Annotated in this window: 16 protein-coding genes; 11 read left to right on the forward strand and 5 right to left on the reverse strand. The window is 70.1% G+C overall.

The window, feature by feature from the left end; all coding sequences use genetic code 11:
- The first annotated feature begins 7 nt into the window (after nt 1–7).
- Genes AC0VYB_RS01770 through AC0VYB_RS01785 form a run of 4 tightly spaced genes read left to right on the forward strand, consistent with a single transcriptional unit; the run spans nt 8 to nt 4,500 of the window.
- Complete coding sequence (locus tag AC0VYB_RS01770; protein ID WP_475384950.1) at nt 8–1,273, forward strand: glycosyltransferase; 1,266 nt, start codon at nt 8–10, stop codon at nt 1,271–1,273.
- Entirely contained in the window at nt 1,270–2,478 is a 1,209-nt protein-coding gene (locus AC0VYB_RS01775) for a glycosyltransferase (RefSeq protein WP_063250400.1), read from the forward strand. Before AC0VYB_RS01770 ends, AC0VYB_RS01775 begins: the two co-directional genes overlap by 4 nt.
- Nucleotides 2,475–3,575, forward strand: a complete 1,101-nt coding sequence (locus tag AC0VYB_RS01780; protein ID WP_063250401.1) for a glycosyltransferase — start codon at nt 2,475–2,477, stop codon at nt 3,573–3,575. The genes AC0VYB_RS01775 and AC0VYB_RS01780 overlap by 4 nt, the downstream gene beginning before the upstream one ends.
- A complete protein-coding gene (locus tag AC0VYB_RS01785) occupies nt 3,565–4,500 on the forward strand; it encodes a galactosyltransferase-related protein (protein ID WP_095375105.1) in 936 nt (311 codons plus the stop codon). Before AC0VYB_RS01780 ends, AC0VYB_RS01785 begins: the two co-directional genes overlap by 11 nt.
- A gap of 30 nt (nt 4,501–4,530) precedes the next feature.
- Here AC0VYB_RS01785 and AC0VYB_RS01790 read toward each other — a convergent pair whose 3' ends face one another.
- The 4 genes from AC0VYB_RS01790 to AC0VYB_RS01805 form a co-directional block, all read right to left on the reverse strand.
- A complete protein-coding gene (locus AC0VYB_RS01790) occupies nt 4,531–5,181 on the reverse strand; it encodes a response regulator (protein WP_063250403.1) in 651 nt (216 codons plus the stop codon).
- Nucleotides 5,178–6,542: a sensor histidine kinase gene (locus tag AC0VYB_RS01795; protein ID WP_162909100.1), complete on the reverse strand. Its 1,365-nt coding sequence runs from the start codon at nt 6,540–6,542 to the stop codon at nt 5,178–5,180. The genes AC0VYB_RS01790 and AC0VYB_RS01795 overlap by 4 nt, the downstream gene beginning before the upstream one ends.
- A gap of 70 nt (nt 6,543–6,612) precedes the next feature.
- Complete coding sequence (locus AC0VYB_RS01800) at nt 6,613–7,149, reverse strand: hypothetical protein (protein ID WP_063250405.1); 537 nt, start codon at nt 7,147–7,149, stop codon at nt 6,613–6,615.
- Between the two features lie 129 nt (nt 7,150–7,278).
- Complete coding sequence (locus AC0VYB_RS01805; RefSeq protein ID WP_063250406.1) at nt 7,279–8,265, reverse strand: LysR family transcriptional regulator; 987 nt, start codon at nt 8,263–8,265, stop codon at nt 7,279–7,281.
- Nucleotides 8,266–8,342: 77 nt separating this feature from the next.
- On the opposite strand from AC0VYB_RS01805, the gene AC0VYB_RS01810 reads away from it, so the two are divergent.
- The 7 genes from AC0VYB_RS01810 (at nt 8,343) to AC0VYB_RS01840 (ending at nt 18,822) form a co-directional block, all read left to right on the forward strand.
- On the forward strand, nt 8,343–10,100 hold the full coding sequence (locus tag AC0VYB_RS01810) for an FAD-binding protein (RefSeq protein ID WP_063250407.1): 1,758 nt from the start codon (nt 8,343–8,345) through the stop codon (nt 10,098–10,100).
- Between the two features lie 341 nt (nt 10,101–10,441).
- Nucleotides 10,442–10,663: a hypothetical protein gene (locus AC0VYB_RS01815; RefSeq protein WP_009377323.1), complete on the forward strand. Its 222-nt coding sequence runs from the start codon at nt 10,442–10,444 to the stop codon at nt 10,661–10,663.
- Nucleotides 10,660–12,330, forward strand: coding sequence for a potassium-transporting ATPase subunit KdpA (gene kdpA, locus AC0VYB_RS01820; RefSeq protein ID WP_475384951.1), 1,671 nt, complete (start codon nt 10,660–10,662; stop codon nt 12,328–12,330). The genes AC0VYB_RS01815 and kdpA overlap by 4 nt, the downstream gene beginning before the upstream one ends.
- Nucleotide 12,331: 1 nt before the next feature.
- The gene (gene kdpB / locus AC0VYB_RS01825) at nt 12,332–14,515 is read left to right on the forward strand and encodes a potassium-transporting ATPase subunit KdpB (RefSeq protein WP_475384952.1); all 2,184 of its coding nucleotides are present in this window, start codon (nt 12,332–12,334) and stop codon (nt 14,513–14,515) included.
- 121 nt (nt 14,516–14,636) lie between these two features.
- Nucleotides 14,637–15,230, forward strand: a complete 594-nt coding sequence (gene kdpC, locus AC0VYB_RS01830) for a potassium-transporting ATPase subunit KdpC (RefSeq protein ID WP_448803999.1) — start codon at nt 14,637–14,639, stop codon at nt 15,228–15,230.
- Nucleotides 15,230–18,145, forward strand: coding sequence for a DUF4118 domain-containing protein (locus tag AC0VYB_RS01835; RefSeq protein WP_475384953.1), 2,916 nt, complete (start codon nt 15,230–15,232; stop codon nt 18,143–18,145). The genes kdpC and AC0VYB_RS01835 overlap by 1 nt, the downstream gene beginning before the upstream one ends.
- Nucleotides 18,142–18,822 (forward strand): response regulator, encoded by a 681-nt coding sequence (locus AC0VYB_RS01840; RefSeq protein ID WP_475384954.1) that lies wholly within the window; start codon nt 18,142–18,144, stop codon nt 18,820–18,822. The genes AC0VYB_RS01835 and AC0VYB_RS01840 overlap by 4 nt, the downstream gene beginning before the upstream one ends.
- A 180-nt stretch (nt 18,823–19,002) precedes the next feature.
- Here AC0VYB_RS01840 and AC0VYB_RS01845 read toward each other — a convergent pair whose 3' ends face one another.
- On the reverse strand, nt 19,003–20,241 hold the full coding sequence (locus AC0VYB_RS01845) for an MFS transporter (RefSeq protein WP_101624399.1): 1,239 nt from the start codon (nt 20,239–20,241) through the stop codon (nt 19,003–19,005).
- Between the last annotated feature and the right edge of the window lie 300 nt (nt 20,242–20,541).

Raw genomic sequence — 20,541 nt, forward strand, 5'->3', positions numbered from 1 at the left:
TGACAGGGTGACAGCGGAGAGGATCAGAGCGATCTCCCTTCCCGCCGATCACCCCTACGTTCTCGCGATCACGGACCCGACGGCGGTCGAGATCCTGCCCGCGCCGGGTGACGGATCCTCCGGTGCCGACGCCGTCGTCGAACAGTTCCTCATCGAGGCGTGGGACGAGGACCAGGCAGCGGACGCCGATCTCGTCCACGTTCACTTCGGCTTCGAACTCGTTCCTCTGTCCGCACTCGAGCGATTCGTCGCAGCCCTCGACAGGCTCGGACTGCCGCTCGTCCTCACGGTCCACGACCTCGAGAATCCGCAGCTGCCCGAGCATGCCCAGGACGACTTCGCTCGCCGACTCGAGGTCCTCCTCCGGCATGTCGTCCGTGTCATCACCCTCACCGAGGGCGCACGTGCGGAGATCATCCGGCGGTGGTCACGCGAGGTGTCCGTTGTGCCGCACCCGCCGCTGGGCTCCGACGTCGCCGAGGCTGTGGTGGCGAGCACTCAACCGCCCGGCGCGCCCGTCGCGAACCGTCCGTCGTCGCCCGGCGCGCCCGTCGCGGCGCGGCAACCGTTCGCCGCACGGCGACCGTTCACCGCGCGGCGACCGTACACTGCCGGAATCCTCCTCAAGGATGCCCGCCCGTCGCTTGATCTCGCGGCGATCGCCGCCCTCGCCCGGGCCCTCGGGACCGATCCTCTCCGCAATGATGACTGGCGGCTCACCGTGATCCGGCGACCGACCGTGCGCGCCGGTCGGGAATCCGAGGTCGCCGAGCTCAAGCGCCTGCTCGACCGGTCCGAATCCGCCGACGTCGAGGTCTGGGCGTCGATGTCGGATCGCGAACTCGAGGACTGGCTCGCCCGTCTCGATGTCCTCGTCCTGCCCTACCGGCACGGAACTCACTCAGGGCTGCTCGATCTGGCCAACGACCTCGGCACGCGGGTCCTCTACGCCGAGGTCGGCCATCTCGCCGATCAGCGGCCCGGGACGAACCTCGGCGTGGACTTCCATGATGCCGACTCGCTGCGCGCTGGCCTGCACGCGATCGCCGAGGCGCCGCCGCTGCCACCCCGCTCCCGTGAGGACGGACTCCGCCTGCTCGCCGAGGTCCGTGACGCGCACACACGGCTCTACCGGTCGGTCGCGGCGAGACGGGCGAAGACGCCAGCCGCGGCTCCGGCAGTGACGCCGCCAACTGCGACACCGCCAGCCACTGCGGCAACTGCAACGACACCGGCAACGCCCTCACCCGCTGACACGGCAGGTGCCCGGTGAACCGGCCGCTGCGCATCCTCGTCATCGCCGACTACCGCTACCCGTTGCGCGAACCGCTGCGCGGCGGGCTCGAGACGCACGAGTGGAACCTCGTGCGGGAGCTGCGGCGGCGCGGCCACGACGTCACCCTCGCAGCGAAGGAGGGCTCCGACTTCCTCGAGAACTCGCCGCCGGCCCTCGTCTACCCCGAGCTGCCATGGCCGCTGAGCGCTCCCCGATCGGATGCGCACCTGCCCGACGAGGTCGCCGCTCACCAGGCCGCGTGCCTCCACACCGTCATGGACCACCTCGCGGTCGAAGGGCGAGGGTTCGACGTCGTCCACAACCACGCCGTGAGCACCGTCCCCCTCACCCGAGCGGCCGAGATCCCGGTGCCGCTGTTCACAACCCTCCACACCCCGCCGCGGATGGACCTCGTCGACGTCATCGACTCCGCCGGAGCGGAGCGGGTCTTCACCGTCTCCCGGTACGCCCAGTCCTCGTGGGCGAACGCCGGAGTCGCCACCGACGTCGTCACCAACGGTGCGGACGCGACCGTCTGGCCGCTGGGCGCGGGCGGTCCCGGCCTGTGCTGGTTCGGGCGGATCGTGCCCGAGAAGTACCCGCACCTCGCTGTCGACGTCGCCACCCGCATCGGGGTGCCGCTGCGGATCATCGGTCCGATCGGCGACCCCGACTACTTCGACGCCTACGTCGCCCCCGCGATCGCGCGCTCCCATGGACTCGTCGACTACCTCGGGTGCCTCAGCCAGCGGGAGACCGCCGAGGTCGTCGGCGCCTCCGCTGCCACCGTCGTCACCCCGATGTGGAACGAGCCGTTCGGCCAGGTCGTCATCGAATCCCTGTTCTGCGGCACCCCCGTCGTCGCACTCGAGCGTGGTGCCTTCGCCGACCTCTACTCCGACGTCGACGGCGTCACCCTCGTCCCCGCGGCCCGCGCCGACGACGAGGTCCTCGACGACCTCGCCGAGGCGACCCGCCGTGTGCTCACCGCGAGCAGTTCCGGCGCGGTCGGCACCGCTCGCGCGAGGATCCGAGACCACGCCGTGTCCCGGTTCAGCGTCGGGGCGTGCGCCGAGGTCCTCCTCGACCGGTTCACCGCCGCCGTGGCCGCGCGCACCCCTGACCTCGGAACCGTCGGGCCCGATCGCGAGGGCTCCCGCCTCGGCGCCTCCCGGCTGGCGCGGACCGGAGGCGCCGGGTGATCGGCTGGTACGTCCACCACCACGGGCACGGGCATCTGCGGCGGATGACCGCGGTCGTCCCCCACCTCGACGACGACGTCGTCGTCTTCTCGAGCCTGCCCCGGCCGCAGCGGCTGCCGCGCTCGCGCACGAGTGACGTGGAGTGGATCGAGCTCGAGGCGGACACGCCCCCGCACGGGGAGCCCGCCGACCCGACCGCCGGTGGGCACCTCCATTGGGTGCCGACGAACGCTCCCGGTCACCGGCGAAGGATGGTCAGGATCGCCGAGGCGGCACCGCGTCTCTCGGGCATGGTCGTCGACGTCTCGGCTGAGGTCGTCCTCCTCTCCCGTCTCCTCGGCGTGCCGGTGACGGTCATCGCGCAGGCTGGAGAGCGCACCGACGCCGCGCACCGGCAGGCCTACGCGCTCGCCGACGCACTCCTCGTCCCCCTGCCGGCACCGCAGGCCGCCGATGACGCGGTCTATGCCCGGGCTCTGCCGCACACGGTCAGGCATGCGGCGAAGACGACGTTCGTCGGCGGGATCTCCGCATCCGCGCCCACCGACGACAGCACCGAAGCGGCCGGCGGCAGCACCGCTCCGACCGATGACAGCACCACTCCGACCGATGGCAGCGCCGAGGCGGGTGAAGGTCGACGCTTCCTCCTCCTCGGATCGCGCGGCGGAACGAGCCTCGGAGCCTCGACGTTCGAGCGGCTGCGGGAGAGGAGTCGCCATGACTGGAGCGCGATCGGACTCGATGTGCAGTCGTGGACCTCTGACGTCCATGCCGCGCTGAGGTCCTCGGCGCTCGTGCTCAGCAATGCCGGTCTCGGTGCGATCGCTGACATCATGGCCGCGCGCAGCCCCGCGATCTTCGTCCCTCAGACCAGGCCCTTCGACGAGCAGGTCGCCAACGGCCTCCTCCTGCAGGCCCTCGGGTTCCCCGTGCGCGACCGACTCGAGATCGGGGAGCCTTTCGACGCGGAGGTCGACGCCGTCTCCCGGTGTGACTTCCCATGGGAGGCCTGGCAGACCGAGGGGGCACCCGGCCGGGCCGCCGACGTCATCCATCGGGTGTGCGCGAGTTCCGGAGGTCTGACCCATGTCGTCTGAGCGGACCGTGGTCATCAGCCTCGCCTCACCCGACCGCTTCGACCGGATCCGGAGTCAGCACGCGGAACTCCGGCGCCTCCACCCCGACCGCATCGACGACGGCAGTCTCCGCCATGTCGTGTGCCTGCTCTCCCCCGGAGCCTCCGCGGAATCCGTCCTCGCCGATCATGCAGGCGCGCTGCCGGCGACGATCGACACCACCGCCGCCGACGCGACGGGCGGGAAGGTCAGACTCGGAGCGGCACGGAACGCCGGAGCCGCCGCCGCAGTCGAGCTCGGCGCCACGCTGCTCGTCTTCCTCGACGCCGACTGCCTGCCGGCAGAGCGCCTCCTCGAACGCTACGAGGAAGCTGCCGGGACTGTCGAGCGCGCTGCGGCCGGGCGCGACGGCACTGCGACCCGTCGGCTCCTCCTCGGGCCGGTCACCTACCTCACGGAGGAGGAGACGGAAGGGCTGGCCGCCTCGGCGCCGGTCATCCCACACCCTCACCCCGCTCGACCCGATCCGAACGATGGCGAGGTCGTCGACGTCGACCCGGACGCGACGGCAGACGGACCGGGCGCTCCCGATCCGTTCGCCCTCTTCTGGTCGCTGTCGTTCGCGTGCCGTCCCGAGGTCTTCGCCCGGATCGGCGGATTCGACGAGACCTACGCCGGATACGGGGGCGAGGACACCGACTTCGCGTTCGCTGCCAGGAGGGCCGGGGTGGGACTGCGCTGGGTCGGCGGCGCGCACGCCTTCCACCGGTACCACCCGGTGAGCTCCCCACCCGTCGAACACGTCGCCGACATCGTCGCCAATGCGCGGATCTTCTTCGACCGGTGGAGGATATGGCCGATGGAGGGGTGGCTGCACGCCTTCCGCGACCTCGGCCTCGTCACCTTCGATGCCCGTTCCGGATGGCGTCTGACGGCAGAGGGCTGAGCACACTCCATCGCAGGGCCTCGACCTCGATCAGCTCTCGGGCGGGCGATCCTCCCCGTGGGCGAGGGCGATCGCGTCCTGTCGCCGGCTCACCCCGAGCTTCGCGAAGAGGGCGTTGATGTGGGACTTCACAGTCGAGACGCCGAGGAAGAGGCGCTCGGCGATCTCGGGGTTCGATGCGCCTTCGGCCATGAGGTTGAGGACCTCGGCCTCCCTCGCGGTGAGCTCGGGGAACCGGTCGCGCACCGAGGCCGGGCGCGCCTCCGGGAGGCCGGCGACGACCCGTCCGGCGATGCGGGTGTCCAACGGAGTGCCGCCCACGGCCGTCGCACGGATGGCGGCGACCATCTCCTCACGACCGGCGTCCTTCGTCAGATAGCCTGCGGCACCGGCCCGCAGCGCCGAGTCGATGCTCGCGTCGTCGGCGAAGGTTGTGAGCACGAGGACTCGGATGTCGGGACGGCTCTGCGTCAACTGTGCGGTCGCCTCGGCCCCGCTGAGGCCGGGCATGCGCAGGTCCATGAGGACGACGTCCGGCTCGAGTTCCGCGGCGAGGGCGATGGCCTCGGTTCCGTTGCGGGCTTCGCCGATGACCTCGATGCCGTCGGTGAGGGAGAGGACGACGACGATGCCGTCGCGGACGAGGGCCTGGTCGTCGGCGACGAGCACCGTGATGCTCATCGGTCGGCCCTCGATGGTGTGACGGGTGAGGTCGTGGAGTGATCCGCATCGGTCGGGGGCACCACCGGCACCCATGCCTCGGCGACGAAGGTTCGCCCGCCGACGAGGCGCCCCTCCGCGCCGCCGCCGAGAGCCTCGCAGCGTTCGCGCATGCCGAGCAGTCCGAACCCGCCGGTGCCTGTTCCCGCCGCGGGAGTGGAGGAGCGTGACATCGCCTCACGCATCTCCGAAGTGTCCCCGACGAGGTTGCGGGCGCTGATGCGCACGATGGGAACGGGAGGCACCTCGGCGCCGGCAGGGCCGGGTCCGTGGCCCGCGCCCGAATCGAGAGAGGCGTCCGCGAACCTCATCTCGAGGGTCACCGCCTGCCCGGGCGCATGGCGGCGGACATTGGTGAGCATCTCCTGGACGGCGCGGAGCAGGGCCTCGACCCCTTCCGGGCTGAGCCGGGCGAGCACCGCCTGCGGTCGGTTCGGAAGGATCGTGAGCACGTCGGCGCCGCTGTCACGATGAGCGCGCAGCAGCTCGGCGACGCCGTCGAGCAGGTCCTGGCGCGGCTGCTCCCTCAGGGCTGCCACCGCCCGGCGGGATTCGGCGAGACCGTCGGCGGCGAGCCCTCGCGCCCGGTCGATGCGGGCGTCGAGTCCCTCCCAGCGGCGGGCCTGGGCGAGCGCGGCGGCCGCGTCGAGCTGGAGCGTCAGCGCCCCCAGGGAGTGCGCGAGCACGTCGTGGAGGTCGCGGGCGATGCGGGCACGTTCGGCGAGCGCCGCGGTCGTCGCCCGCTCGCGCTGGGAGATCAGCTGCTCTTCGAGGAGCGCGCGTTCCTGGGTCTCGGCGAGGAGGCGGCCGGCCCGGAGTCGGGTGAGCAGTCCCACGCCGGCGCCGACGAGCAGGTAGATGATGAGGAGTTCGGTCGGGGCGCCGACGGCGATCGCCGCTGCGAGAAGGGCGCAGGCATCGGCGACGATGGTGAGCGTGACGACGAGGACCGAGCGGTCGGAGCGGCGGACCAGTCGGGCGAGGCCGGCGACGGCGAGCGGGATCATCGTCGACCCCGGGGCGAAGGCGAGGGCGCACGCGATGATCTGGGAGACGACGAGCAGCCCCGTGCCCACCGCGTGCTGTCCGGGTGAGGCCCGGCGGTAGTCGTTCGTCGTCGCCCCGAGCATCATCTCCGCGACCCAGAGCGCCACTGCCGCCAGCGCCACTGCTCGCAGTTCGGGTACGGACACCTCCCATGCGAAGAGTGTGAAGAACCCGCCGAAGACGACGCCGAGGATGAGGGTGAGGACATCCGCGGGTCGCCATCGACTGCTCAGATTCCCGCGTTCGTCGGTGCGGCGGGACGGATCCGGCCTCATGGCCGCGATCCTACCCCACCACCGAACGGGCGAGACGGCGTACGCGAATGCGGTCCGGACCTTGGTCGGCTCACGGGCGAGGAGGGTCGCGGCGGACCGGCGCCCCGGCATCGACTCCGCCGCTCAGTTGGTGAGCGGCCCACCGGGCGGCGATGCGGGTGCTCGTCAGCCGGGCGAGGCCGATCGAGATGAGGAGCAGTCCGGTGGCGGTGGCCATCTCCGGGGAGATCACGGCCGCCAGCCCGAGATCCATGCCGATGCGCACGGCGATGAAGCCGAGCCAGAGGGCGACACCGAGCCATCCCCCGCGCATGCGGACTTCACCGTCCGGGCCGGTCGAGACCTCCGCGAACCGGCCCATCACCCATCCGCCGGCGAGCGAGACGGCGACGATGAGGACGATGGCGGTCACGGCCGATGCCCAGGTGAGGTCGGCGTCTCCGAGCTGGAGGGGCAGGGTCATCGTGCCGAGGACGATGACGATGACGGCGACGCGCACCATCCGGGACAGGCGCCGCCAACTGAGCTGACGGTAGAGGATGAGGGCGAGGACGACGAGGGCGAGCAGCACGTTGGCGATCGGGATCCACGGGGCATCGAGAGTCACGGTTGGTCTCCAGAGTGAGGGGGATCGCCGGGTGCGATCCGCTGCCCCCATCCTTCGTCGAGGTCGAGCCGACGCGAACCACCCGCGGGTGGAGATCCGGGTGGAGACCGCTCACCCGACCCCGTCGCCCTATCCCTCGAGCCGTACGTACCGGGAGAGCTCCGACTCCGCCGAGGCGAGTGCCCGGGCCGTGCTCAGCACCGTCCTCTCCATCGCCGAGGCGGCCGTGGTCGGCCGTACGTCCGCGCGCTGGGCGAGGCTGACGGCGCGCGAGAGGCCGGGGTCGACGAGGCGGACCGAGCGCAGCCGCGGCCGGTCGACGAGGACCATCGCGGGGACGATGGCGATCCCGAGTCCGCGTTCGACGAAGCGGATCGCCGCATCCATCTCGACCCCTGCGACGACGACGTCGGGGGTGAGTCCCGCCGCCTCGAACGCCGCCGAGGTGGCTTCCCGGAGGTCGTAGCCGTGGTGGAAGACGACCTGGGGGCGGCGGGCCACCTCGGCGAGGGTGATCGTGTCCCCGAGGGCCGGCGCGGATGCCGAGCCCGTATCCGCGGTTCCGGGTGCGTCGGCCGCCTCCGGTGCGTCGGCGGCGGCGATGACGACGAGGTCTTCGCGCAGCACCTCTTGCATGTGCAGGCGCGGGGCGATCGCCCCGAGGTCGAAGGTCCGGGTGATGAGCGCGAGGTCGAGCTGCCCGGCACCGAGGGCCTCGACGAGTTCGCGCGAGCCCTTCTCCATGACCTCGAGTTCGATTCCGGGATGCTCGGCGTGGAAGCGGCTGAGCGCCTCGGCGACGAGGCTCACGCACAGGGTCGGAGTCGCCCCGAGACGGACTCGACCCTGCCGCAGACCGGCGAGTTCGTCCATGTCGAGGCGGATCGCCTCGGCGTCGGCGAGCATCCTCCGCGCGGTCGGCAGCAGCGCCTCACCGGCCGCGGTGAGGGTGATGTGGCCGCGGGCGCGATGGAAGAGCTCGGCCCCGAGCTCCTTCTCCAGGGTCGAGATCTGCCGGGACAGGGAGGGCTGCGCGAGATGGAGGGTCGCGGCGGCCTTCGTGAAGTGCCCGGTGTCGGCGACCTCGACGAAGCTCGCGAGCTGTTCGAGATTCATGGCAATAGTCTATTGCTATCGTGTTGAGTCGAACAATGCATTGGACGTATCGTGTAGGCGATCCTAACGTGGAAGGCATGAGCAGAACACAGGGCAACGCCCGCATCAGAGAACACGCTCTCTCGACCTCCGTCCTCGTCATCGGCACCGGCGGCTCCGGTCTCCGGGCGGCCATCGAGGTCGCCGAATCCGGCGTCGACGTCATCGCCGTGGGCAAGCGTTCGAAGGACGACGCCCACACCTCCCTCGCCGCCGGCGGCATCAACGCCGCTCTCGCGACGATGGACCCCGAGGACTCGTGGCAGCAGCACGCCGCGGACACGATCAAGGAATCCTACGACCTCGCCAACCCGCGCACCGTCGAGATCGTCACCCAGGGTGCCGAGCAGGGCATCGCCGACCTCGAGCGCTACGGGATGGACTTCGCGAAGGAGGACGACGGCCGGATTTCGCAGCGCTTCTTCGGCGCTCACACATGGCGGCGGACCGCCTTCGCCGGCGACTACACGGGCCTGGAGATCCAGCGCGCCCTCATCCACCGCTCCGCCGAGCTCGACATCCCGATCCTCGACACCGTCTACATCACCAAGCTGCTCACCGCCGACGGCCGGATCTTCGGCGCCTACGGCTTCGACCTCGTCGACGGCACCCGCTATCGCATCCACGCCGACGCCGTCATCCTCGCCGCCGGCGGTCACAACCGGATCTGGCGCCGCACGTCCTCACGCCGCGATGAGAACACGGGCGATTCCTTCCGCCTCGCCGTCGAAGCCGGCGGCCGGCTCCGCGACGCCGAACTCGTCCAGTTCCACCCCTCGGGCATCCTCGAACCCGAGAACGCAGCGGGCACGCTCGTCTCCGAAGCCGCCCGCGGTGAGGGCGGCATCCTCCGCAACGCCCTCGGCGAGCGGTTCATGGAGCGCTACGATCCCGAGCGGATGGAACTGTCCACCCGCGACCGGGTCGCGCTCGCCGCGTACACGGAGATCGCCGAGGGCCGGGGCACGGAGAACGGCGGCGTCTGGCTCGACGTCTCCCACCTGCCGCGCGAGACGATCATGTCCCGGCTCCCGCGCGTCTACCAGACGCTCATGGAGACTCAGATGCTCGACATCACGAAGGACCCGATCGAGATCGCTCCGACCGCGCACTATTCGATGGGCGGAGTGTGGGTCGATCCCGTCGACCACAGCACCGACGTCGAGGGACTGTGGGCGATCGGCGAGGCCTCGTCCGGCCTCCACGGGGCCAACCGCCTCGGCGGCAATTCCCTCATCGAACTCCTCGTCTTCGGCCGGATCGTCGGACAGTCGGCGATCGCCTACTCCGATGAGCTCGAGGCTCAGGTGCGCTCGCAGGAGTCCCTCGCCGAGGCGCGGGCCGAGATCGATGACCTGCTCGCCTCCGATGGGGCGGAGAACGTCCGGGCCCTGCAGCGCGAGGTCCGCAACCTCATGACCGAGCACGCCGGCGTCGTCCGCGACGAGGCCGGACTGCTCGCGGGACTCGAGAAGCTCGCGGCGATCGAAGCGCGGATGGCAGACGTCGGCATCCACCCCGACATCGCCGGCTACTCCGATCTCGCGCACGCCTTCGACCTCAGATCCTCGGTGCTCGCGGCCCGCGCGACCCTTGAGTCCGCGCTCGAGCGGCGGGAGACCCGCGGCTGCCACAACCGCAGCGACTACCCCGAGCTCGACCCTGAGCTCACCGTCAACCTCGTGTGGTCGCCTGCGACCGGAGTCGTCCGCGAGACGATCCCGGCCGTCGACCCCGAGGTCGCAGCGCTCATGCACTCCGGGGAGATCAGCGTCGAGGGCAAACTCGTCGAGTGAGGCGGACGCGTGAAGTGAGCACGTGAGCCGAGCGCGGGACCCCGGAGGTCCCGCGCTCGCGCGTTGGTCACCGCGCCGAGGTGGTCGGGCCGACATCGCGTCCCCGACCTCGGGGGAGTGACCACCGAATCCGACCGCCTCGGGGGAGTGACCACTGAATGGGCTGCTGTGGGGGCGACCGCCTCGGCGGGGTGTCAAAAGTGCGTTAGGAGGTGTTAAGACCGCGTTAGGATCCGGGTCCGTGACCTCGGGAGACGTGTGTGATGGGGGAGTACCGCACAGCGGCGCACCGCGCCGTCGTGCACTGACCCACCCGCACGAGAAGAACGAGGCCACACCGTATGGACGCTCCTTTCGCCGATCTCCTCTACCTGCTGCTCGCCGTCGCGACAGTCGCCGGGCTTGCCGCCCTGGCGAAGGTCTTCGAGAAGGTCACCGCTGAGAGCGCGACGACCGCGCGCATCACCGACCCGAGCAGCACCCCCGGCACGACGCCCGGAACCACCGGCAGCACCCCCGGCACCCCCACCACCCCCGATTCGAGCGGGGAGGCACGCGCATGACCTGGTTCACCGGCATCACGCAGATCCTCCTCGTCCTCGCCGTCCTCGCCGCCGTCCATGTGCCCTTCGGCAACTACATGGCAGGCGTCTTCCTCTCGACGAAGGACACGAAGGCCGAGCGGCTCTTCTACCGTCTCACCGGCGTCGACTCCTCATCCGAGCAGCGGTGGAAGACCTACTTCCTCTCCGTCCTCGGGTTCTCCCTCGTCTCGATCCTTCTCCTCTACGGCCTCATGCGGCTCCAGGAGTTCCTGCCCCTGTCCAACGGCAAGCCCGCCGTCACCGCCGATCAGGCGTTCAACACGGCGGTCTCGTTCGTCACGAACACGAACTGGCAGTCGTACTCCGGTGAGGCGACGATGGGCTACCTCGTCCAGATGGCCGGCCTCGCCGTGCAGAACTTCGTCTCCGCCGCCGTCGGCATCGCCGTCGCCGTCGCCCTCATCCGCGGGTTCATGCGGCAGCGCTCCCTCTTCATCGGCAACTTCTGGGTCGACCTCACCCGCACCGTCCTCCGCATCCTCCTGCCGGTCTCGGTGGTCTTCGCCCTCATCTACATCGGCTTCGGCGTCATCGAGAACCTCACCCCGGACCAGGTCGTCCAGACCGTGGCCGGCGGATCACAGGTGACGCAGACGATCCCGGGCGGACCGAACGCGAGCCAGGAGGTCATCAAGCACCTCGGCACGAACGGCGGCGGCTTCTTCAACGCGAACTCCGCCCACCCGCTCTCGGCACCGAGCCCGCTCATCAACCTCGCCAACATCTTCCTCATCCTCCTCATCCCCTCCGCCCTGCCGCGCACCTTCGGCGTCATGGTCGGCAGCCGCAGGCACGGATGGGCGATCCTGGGCGCGATGGCCTCGTTCTTCGTCCTCTCCCTCGTCGCCGTCATCCTCACCGAGACGACACTGTCCACCCCCGCCACCGATGCGGCCGGGGCCGCGATGGAAGGCAGGGAGACCCGCTTCGGCGTCATCACCTCCGCGTTCTTCGCCGTCTCGACGACCCTGACCTCGACGGGTGCTGTCGACTCGTTCCACTCGAACTACTCCGGCCTCGGCGGCGGCGTCCTCATGCTCAACATGATGCTCGGCGAGATCGCCCCCGGCGGCGTCGGCTCCGGCCTCTACGGCATGCTCGTCGTCGCCGTCCTCGCCGTCTTCATCTGCGGCCTCATGGTCGGCCGGACACCGGAGTTCCTCGGCAAGAAGATCGGACGCACGGAGATCACGCTCGCCTCCGCCGTCATCCTCATCACCCCGACCCTCGTGCTCACCGGCACCGCGGTCGCGACGATGTGGCCGAACGCCGCGGACTCGATCCTCAATGCCGACAGCCCCCACGGTCTGTCCGAGATCCTCTACGCGTTCACCTCGGCGGCGAACAACAACGGATCCGCGTTCGCGGGACTCAACGCGAACACCCCGTTCTTCAACACTGCCCTGGGACTCGCGATGCTCATCGGCCGGTTCGGTCCGATCTGTGCGGTCCTCGCGCTCGCCGGTGCGTTCGCCGCCCAACCCTCCACCGAGGCGACCCCCGGCACCCTGCCCACTCACCGACCCCTGTTCGTCGGGGTCACCGTCGGCACCGGACTCATCGTCAGCGCCCTGACGTTCCTGCCCGTCCTCGCCCTTGGCCCGATCAACGAAGGACTTCTCTGATATGCGCACCGACACCAAGGCCTCCAAGCTCACCAGCAGCCCGACGCCCTCCCGCCTCGTCGAGGACACCCCGACGACGCCGTCCGGCACAGGACACCGACCCGAACCCACCGACCGGCCGACAAGCACCGGCCACTCGATCACGGTTCCGGCGCTCACTCAGGCCGTACTCCTCGGGCTGAAGAAGTTCGACCCCAGGGTCGCGTGGCGCAACCCGGTGATGTTCCTCGTCGAGATCGGCGCGGTCGTCACCCTCGTCCTCGCGATCACAGGCCCCACCCCGTTCACGTGGGCGATCAGCATCTGGCTGTTCCTCACCTGCGTCTTCGCCAACACCGCCGAGGCGCTCGCCGAGGGCCGCGGCAAAGCGCAGGCCGACTCGTTGCGGGCGACCCGGGTGACGGCGAACGCGACCCGGATCCTCGACAAGGGGCAGCGGGAGACCGTCCCCGCCTCCCAGCTGCGCGCCGGGGACCGCGTCCTCGTCACCGCCGGTGAGGTCATCCCCGGCGACGGCGACGTCATCGAGGGCGCAGCCACCGTCGACGAATCGGCGATCACCGGTGAGTCCGCCCCCGTCATCCGCGAGGCCGGCGGCGACCGGTGTGCCGTGACCGGAGGGACGAAGGTCCTCTCCGACGAGATCACGGTCGCGATCACCGCGAGCCCCGGCGAATCCTTCCTCGACAAGATGATCGCGATGGTCGAAGGCGCGAGCCGCCAGAAGACCCCGAACGAGGTCGCCCTCGGCGTCTTCCTCTCCGTCCTCACCCTCATCTTCATCCTCGTCGTCGCCACGCTCGCCCCGATCGCGGCGTTCTCCGGCGCCCCGCAGTCCCTCACCGTCCTCATCGCCCTCCTCGTCTGCCTCATCCCGACGACGATCGGCGCGCTGCTCTCGGCGATCGGCATCGCCGGCATGGACCGGCTCGTCGCCGCGAACGTCCTCGCGAAGTCCGGGCGCGCCGTCGAGGCCGCCGGCGACGTCTCGACGCTCCTGCTCGACAAGACCGGGACGATCACGATGGGCGACCGCCAGGCCACCGACTTCGTCGCCCTCGGTGGGACGACCGATGAGGAGATCGCCGAGGCGGCCCGCCTGTCCTCACTCGCCGACGAGACCCCGGAGGGCCGGTCCGTCGTCGCCCTGGCCGAAGGCGACTTCCGCATCGACGCCGCCGGCCTCGAGGCCTTCCCCGACGCCGAGTTCATCCCGTTCTCCGCCGCCACGAGGCTCTCGGGCATCATCCTTCCCGGTGAGAACGGAGCCGGGTCCCGCACGATCGTCAAGGGAGCGGCCCGTGAGGTCATCGCCTGGTCGATCGACCGGGGTGCCGACATCCCCGCCGAGGCGAGCGAAGAGGTCGAGCGCATCAACACCGGCGGCGGCACCGCCCTCCTCGTCGCCGAGGCGACCGCCTCGACGGCGGATGCCGCCGACGCCTCCTCCGCTCGGGTGCTTGGGGTCATCGACCTCCGCGACATCGTCAAGCCGGGCATGGCCGATCGCTTCGCGCAGCTGCGGGAGATGGGCATCCGCACGGTGATGATCACCGGCGACAACGAGCTCACGGCCCGTTCGATCGCCCGGGAGGCGGGGGTCGACGACTACCTCGCCGAGGCGACCCCTGAGGACAAGCTCGCTCTCATCAGGTCTGAGCAGGCCGGGGGCCGGATGGTCGCGATGACGGGGGACGGGACGAACGATGCGCCCGCGCTCGCGCAGGCCGACGTCGGGGTCGCGATGAACACCGGCACCTCGGCGGCGAAGGAGGCCGGCAACCTCGTCGACCTCGATTCGGATCCGACGAAGCTCATCGACATCGTCGCCATCGGCAAGCAGCTGCTCATCACCCGAGGGGCGCTGACGACGTTCTCGATCGCCAATGACGTCGCGAAGTACTTCGCGATCGTGCCCGCGATGTTCCTCCTCGCGTTCCCCGGGCTCGGGGCGCTCAACATCATGGGCCTGCACAGCCCGGAGTCGGCGATCCTCTCCGCGGTGATCTTCAACGCGCTCATCATCGTCGCCCTCATCCCCGTCGCCCTGCGCGGGGTGCGGTTCGCCACGACGAGCGCGGCGAGCCTGCTGCGGCGCAACCTGCTCATCTTCGGACTCGGCGGGCTCATCGTCCCCTTCATCGGGATCAAGCTCATCGACCTCGTCATCAGCCCGTTCCTCTGACCGGCCGACACACCCCCGTCCGCGGCGGCCGGGTCTCACGCCGCCGCGGCGCCCCTCCCGGGGCCATCACCCACTCCGTGCCCGTCGGCCCTCCGCCCACCTCACTCAGACAGGACAGACCATGCTCATCCGCCAGGCCCTCACCGGGCTCAAAGCCCTCCTCGTCTTCACCCTCCTCCTCGGCCTCGCCTACCCGCTGACGATGGTCTTCATCGCCCAGGTCGTGCCCACCCAGGACTCGACGATCCGCAACGCCGACGGCAAGGTCGTCGGCTCCGCCCTCATGGCGCAGCCGGTCACCGGCGACGACTGGTTCTACCCGCGCCCCTCGGCCGGCGACTACGATGGGCTCGCCTCGGGCGCGTCGAACCTTGCCGCGACCAACCCCGAACTCGTCGCGGCGATCACCGCCCGCCGCACCGAGATCGCCGAGCGGGAGGACGTCGATCCGGCGAGGATTCCCGCAGACGCGGTGACCGCCTCGGCGTCGGGTCTCGATCCGGAAATCAGTCCTGAGTATGCTCGACTGCAGATCGATCGGGTCGCCCGGGAGACGGGACTGAGCAGGGAGGAAGTGACAACGATGGTCGAGAGGAACACGAAGCAGCCGATCCTCGGCTTCATCGGCGAACCCCGGGTCAACGTCGTCACGCTCAACAACGACCTGCAGAATACCCCCGGCACCGCCGTCGACGTCGCGGATCCCGAGAACTGATGGGCTCACCTCGGCGGGGGAAGCTCACGGTCTTCCTCGGGTACGCACCCGGAGTCGGCAAGACCGTGGCGATGCTCGAAGCCGCCGCTGGGGCCAAGAGCGCCGGTCGCGACGTCGTCGTCGGCATCGTCGAGGACCACGGGCGCGCCCACACCGCGGCACTCGCGCAGGGGTTCGAGACCCTGCCGCGCGCCCAGGTGCCCTACCAGGGGCGGACCTTCGAGGAACTCGACGCCGAGGCGGTGCTCACCCGAGCGCCCGAGCTCGTCGTCATCGACGAACTCGCCCACACGAACGTCCCCGGCTCCGGGGACCGGGAGAAGCGGTGGGAGGACGTCGCGGCGATCCTCACTGCCGGGATCGACGTGTTCACGACGATCAACATCCAGCACCTCGAATCCTTGGGCGACGTCGTCGGCTCGATCATCGGCCGCGTCCAACACGAACGCGTCCCCGACCCGTTCCTCCGCACCGCCGACGAGGTCGAGCTCGTCGACATCTCCCCGGTCGCCCTGCGCGCTCGCCTGTCCGAGGGCAACATCTACGCCGCGGCGAAGGTCGATGCAGCGATGTCGAACTACTTCCGGCTCGGCAACCTCACCGCCCTGCGCGAACTCGCCCTCCTCTGGCTCGCCGACCGGGTCGACGAAGGCCTCGAGGAGTACCGGGATGCCAAGGGCATCCGCGACACGTGGGCCGCCCGCGACCGGATCATCGTCGCCGTCACCGGGGGTGCCGAGTCGATCACCCTCATCCGCCGCGGCCTGCGCATCGCCGGTCGGGTGGCCGGCCGGGAACTCCTCGTCGTCCATGTCGTCGAACCCGACGGCACCCGCTCGGCCACCGCCCCTGACCTCATGCGCGCCCGCGAGCTCGCCGAGGCGAACAATGCGACGTGGCACACCGTCGTCGGCGACGACGTCGCCACTGCGCTCGTCGAGTTCGCCCGCACCGTCAACGCCTCCCAGATCGTCCTCGGCGTCTCCCGCACCCCCTGGTACGGCCGGATCTTCAGCCCCGGGGTGGCCAGTCGTGTCATCGCCTCCGCCGCGGACATCGACGTCCACATGGTCACCCACTCGCAGGCCGCGCGCGTGTGGCGGCCCCGCCGGGAGACCCGGCCGGGCAGTGCGATCTCGAAGCTGCGCCGGATACTGGGCTGGGTCATCGGCGCGCTCGCCCCACTCGCACTCACCGTCCTCTTCATCGCGCTCGGACCGGGAGCGGTGTCGCTGAGCATCAACTTCCTCAGCTACATCACCGTCGTCGTCATCGTCGCCCTCATCGGCGGGCTGTGGCCGGCGTTGATGACAGCCGTGCTCGGCACCGCCCCCATCAACTGGTTCTTCACCCATCCCGTCGGATCATTCACGATCGCCGAGTTCGAGAACATCCTCGCGCTCGCGATCTTCATCGCCGTGGCCGTCGCGGTCGCCACCGTCGTCGACCTCGCTGCGCGCCGCAGCCGGCAGGCCCAGGCCGCCGAACACGAGGGGTCGGTGCTCAGCGAGCTCGCCCGGTCGATGATCGCCGAAGGCGACAGCCCCGAGTCGATGGTCGAGAGCATCCGCACGACCTTCGTCCTCGACGGTGTCGCCGTGCTGAGCAAGGACGAGGCAGGGGAGTGGGCGGTGACCGCCTCGGCGGGGGAGCCGGTGACCACGCGGGCCGAGGCGACCGAGACCTTCGACCTTGACGACGACACCGCCCTCCTCCTCAAGGGCCAGCCGCTCAGCGCCGGCGAACAGCGGATCCTCGACGCCTACGCGGGGCGTCTGCTGCGGGTGCTCACGGAGTCCGAGCTCGCCGCGACCCGGTCGCAGGCCCGCGAGCTCAGCGCCGGCAACGCCGTGCGCACGGCCCTGCTCACCGCGGTCTCGCACGATCTGCGGACCCCGCTCGGGGCGATCAAGGCGGCGACGTCGACGCTCATGCTCGACGGGATCGAGCTCTCCGACGCCGATGAGCGCCTCATGCTCACGACCATCGAGAACGGCACGCTGCGGCTCGAGAAGCTCATCGACAACCTCCTCGACATGAGCCGGATCCAGTCCGGTGCGGTGACGATCTCGACGTCCCCGGTCCCCGTGTCCGATCTCGTTGCCTCCGCCCTCGCCGAGGTGGGGGCCGACAATGTCCGCACCGTGACCGCGGGCGGGCGGGGTGCGGTCGGGGGCGCGGAGAACGACGGGGCTGTGGTCGGGCCTGCTGGTGGCGCGGCCGCGTCGGTCGGGAACGCGGACCGGTCGAGTTCGCGTACTGTGTCGGGCCGGGGTGACGCTGGCGTGTCCGGCCCCGAGATCACCGTCGACATCGATCCCGAGGCGTGGGTCGACGTCGACTTCGGGCTCCTCGAGCGGGTGCTCGTCAACATCGTCGAGAACTCACTCAAGTACGGCGACGGGGCACCGCTGACGATCGATGCCTCGACCGGTGCCGAGGCCGTTTACCTCCGCGTCGCCGACTCCGGACCGGGCGTGAGCGATGATGCGCTCGAGACGATCTTCACTCCGTTCACCCGGCTCGATGAGTCGAACGCGAAGGGCCTGGGACTCGGCATGGCCGTCGCGCTCGGCCTGTGCCGGGCGATGGGCATTGACCTGGCCGCCGAGCACACGCCGGGCGGCGGCTTCACCGCGGTGCTCACGTTCCCGCGCTGCGGGAAGGGTGCGATGACGCCGCCGGTCGGGTCGGACGCCGGCCCCGCGACCGACGACCTCTTCGGCGGGACCTCAGGAACCGCCTCGGTGGGCGAACCCGGCGGCGAGGACGACGAACTCATCGGCGCCGCCGCGGGAACCGCCTCGGCGGGCGACGATGACTCCGTGAGGGCAGACGTCGGCGAGAAAGCGGCCGACGACGTGGCGACGACGACCGAGGATGACCGACTGCAGGCAGGGGAGGGCCGCCGATGAAGCGGGTGCTCATCGTCGAAGACGATGCCGACATCGCCACGGCTGTGGGCATCGGCCTCCAGGCGAAGGGGCACGATGTCGTCGTCGCCGGCAGCGGACGGCGGATGAACGAAGTGCTCAGTGAGTCGGAGGTCGATGTCATCCTCCTCGATCTCGGACTGCCCGATGTCGACGGTATCGAGCTCATCTCCCAGGTGCGGCGGTGGAGCGAGGTGCCCATCGTCGTCGTCTCGGCCCGGCACGATTCGCACGGGAAGATCGCCGCCCTCGACGCCGGAGCGGACGACTATGTGACGAAGCCGTTCTCTCTCGGCGAAGTGCTCGCGAGGCTGCGGGCGATCGAGCGGCGGACGGGCCGGACGGGGGAGTCCGGGGTCGTGCGGACCGCGGACGGGCGCGTCGTCATCGACCTCGCCGCCCACCTGCTCGAGGTCGAGTGCGCGCCGGTCCATCTCACGCCGATCGAGTGGAAGATGCTCGAGGTCTTCGTCAAGCACAAGGGCGCGCTCGTCGAGGCGCGGACCCTCCTCACCGAGGTGTGGGGGCCGGAGTTCGGCAAGGAGCGGAACTATCTGCGCGTCTACATGTCGCAGCTGCGCTCGAAGCTCGAGGCCGATCCGGCGCGCCCGCAGTACCTCCACACGCAGATGGGCATCGGCTACCGCTTCACCCCGTAGGTTCCGGAGCGATTTGCTGGTCACTCCACCGAGGTGCCCTTTGACTTGCTGGTCGCTCCACCGAGGTGGCTGGGCTGATTTCGGCCGCGCCACCTCGGCGCCGTGACCAGTGATTGTCACGCCACCTCGGCGCAGTGACCAGCAAATCGCCAGGCCGGTCTCCCAACCCGCCCGGCGGCCTCACTCCTCGACGCGGGCCCTGCGGCGGTCCTTCTCGATGCGGACTTCGTGGCTCGACCGCGACGGGTTGAGCAGCTTGAGCAGCGAGAGCGCGAGGATCGCCCCGAGCACCGCACAGCCTGCGGGCAGAAGCATCGCGGTGTGCGCCCCGTAGTGGTCGATGAGATTGCCGGCGATCGCCGACCCGAACGCGACGCCGAAGCCGAGCGAGGTGCCGAGCCACGCGAAGGCCTCGGTGAGCCGCCTCGGCGGGGCGAGCTGCTGGATGACGGAGTTCGCGCCGACGAGGCTCGGCGCGATCGTGAAGCCGACGATGAAGAGGATGAGGCCGAAGGTGAACATGTCGCGGGCGAGCAGCATCGTGCACGTGCCGATCGCCAGCAGCGAGACCGTCACCCCGAAACGGTGGTGGGTCGCGGAGTTCCAGTTCCTCGCCCCGTAGATGGCACCGGAGATGAGGGATCCGAGCGCGAACGCACTGAGGAGGAAGCCGGCGAGCGACTTCACGCCCTGCTCGTCGGAGAACGCGACGGCGATGACGTCGATGGCGCCGAAGTTCACGCCGAGGAAGACGTTGACGATGATGATCGTGAAGATCCCCGGGTTGGAGAAGACGTGGCCCTTCGCCTCGGTGGATCGTTCGATCGGAGGCGGCTCGGTCGACTTCTGGATGTAGAGCAACGCGGATCCCACACCGGCGGAGATCATCGAGAGGATGATGCCCGCGGGCGGCCACACGGCGGTCGCGAGCACCGTGGCGAGCACCGGTCCGGAGACGAAGAGCAGCTCGTCGGCGACGGATTCCCAGGAGAACGCCGTCTGCAGCTGGTTCGGCGAGTTCACGAGGTGCGACCAGCGCGACCGCACGAGCGATCCGACGGAGCCGACAGTGGCGCCGCCGATGCCGGCGAAGACGAAGGTGAGACCGACCCACCAGTCGAGGTAGACGGAGACGATGAGGAGGGTGAGCGCGATGAGGTGCGTGATGACGATGGGCACCATGACCTTCGCCTGGCCGCGACGGTCGACGAGGCGCGCGATCCCGGGACCTGCAAGGGCTTGGACGATCATGTACACGGCGGCGACGATGCCTGCCAGGCCGTACGAACCGGTGACGCCTTGGATGAAGAGGACGATCCCGAGTCCGAGGACGGCGATCGGCATCCGTGCGACAAGACCTGCCAAGGAGAACTTGAGAGCACCGGGAAGCGACAGAATTTCCCGATAGTTTGTGAACATCAGACGAGTCTATCTCCGCCCTTGCGACCCGCAACCGCGGATCCCGCAGGTTGAGTGGCATCTCACCCTGCGATCTCGCCGGGATCCGTCGCCGTTCCGTCCTCTTCCGTCGGATCCTTCTGCTCTCGGTGCGGAATCCGTGCCCGGCGTCGTAGGTGGACATCCCCTCGCCGAGGTGGTCCTCCGACCGGCATCGCCCCTTGCCGACCCGTCCCTCCAGGCCGCCTGACGGCCCCCGCCGCAACCGGCTCCCGACCCGGCAAGCAGCCCTGCCATCAGGGGTTCGACAGGCCACGCGAA

The sequence above is a fragment of the Brevibacterium sp. Z349TD_9 genome (assembly GCF_056173565.1).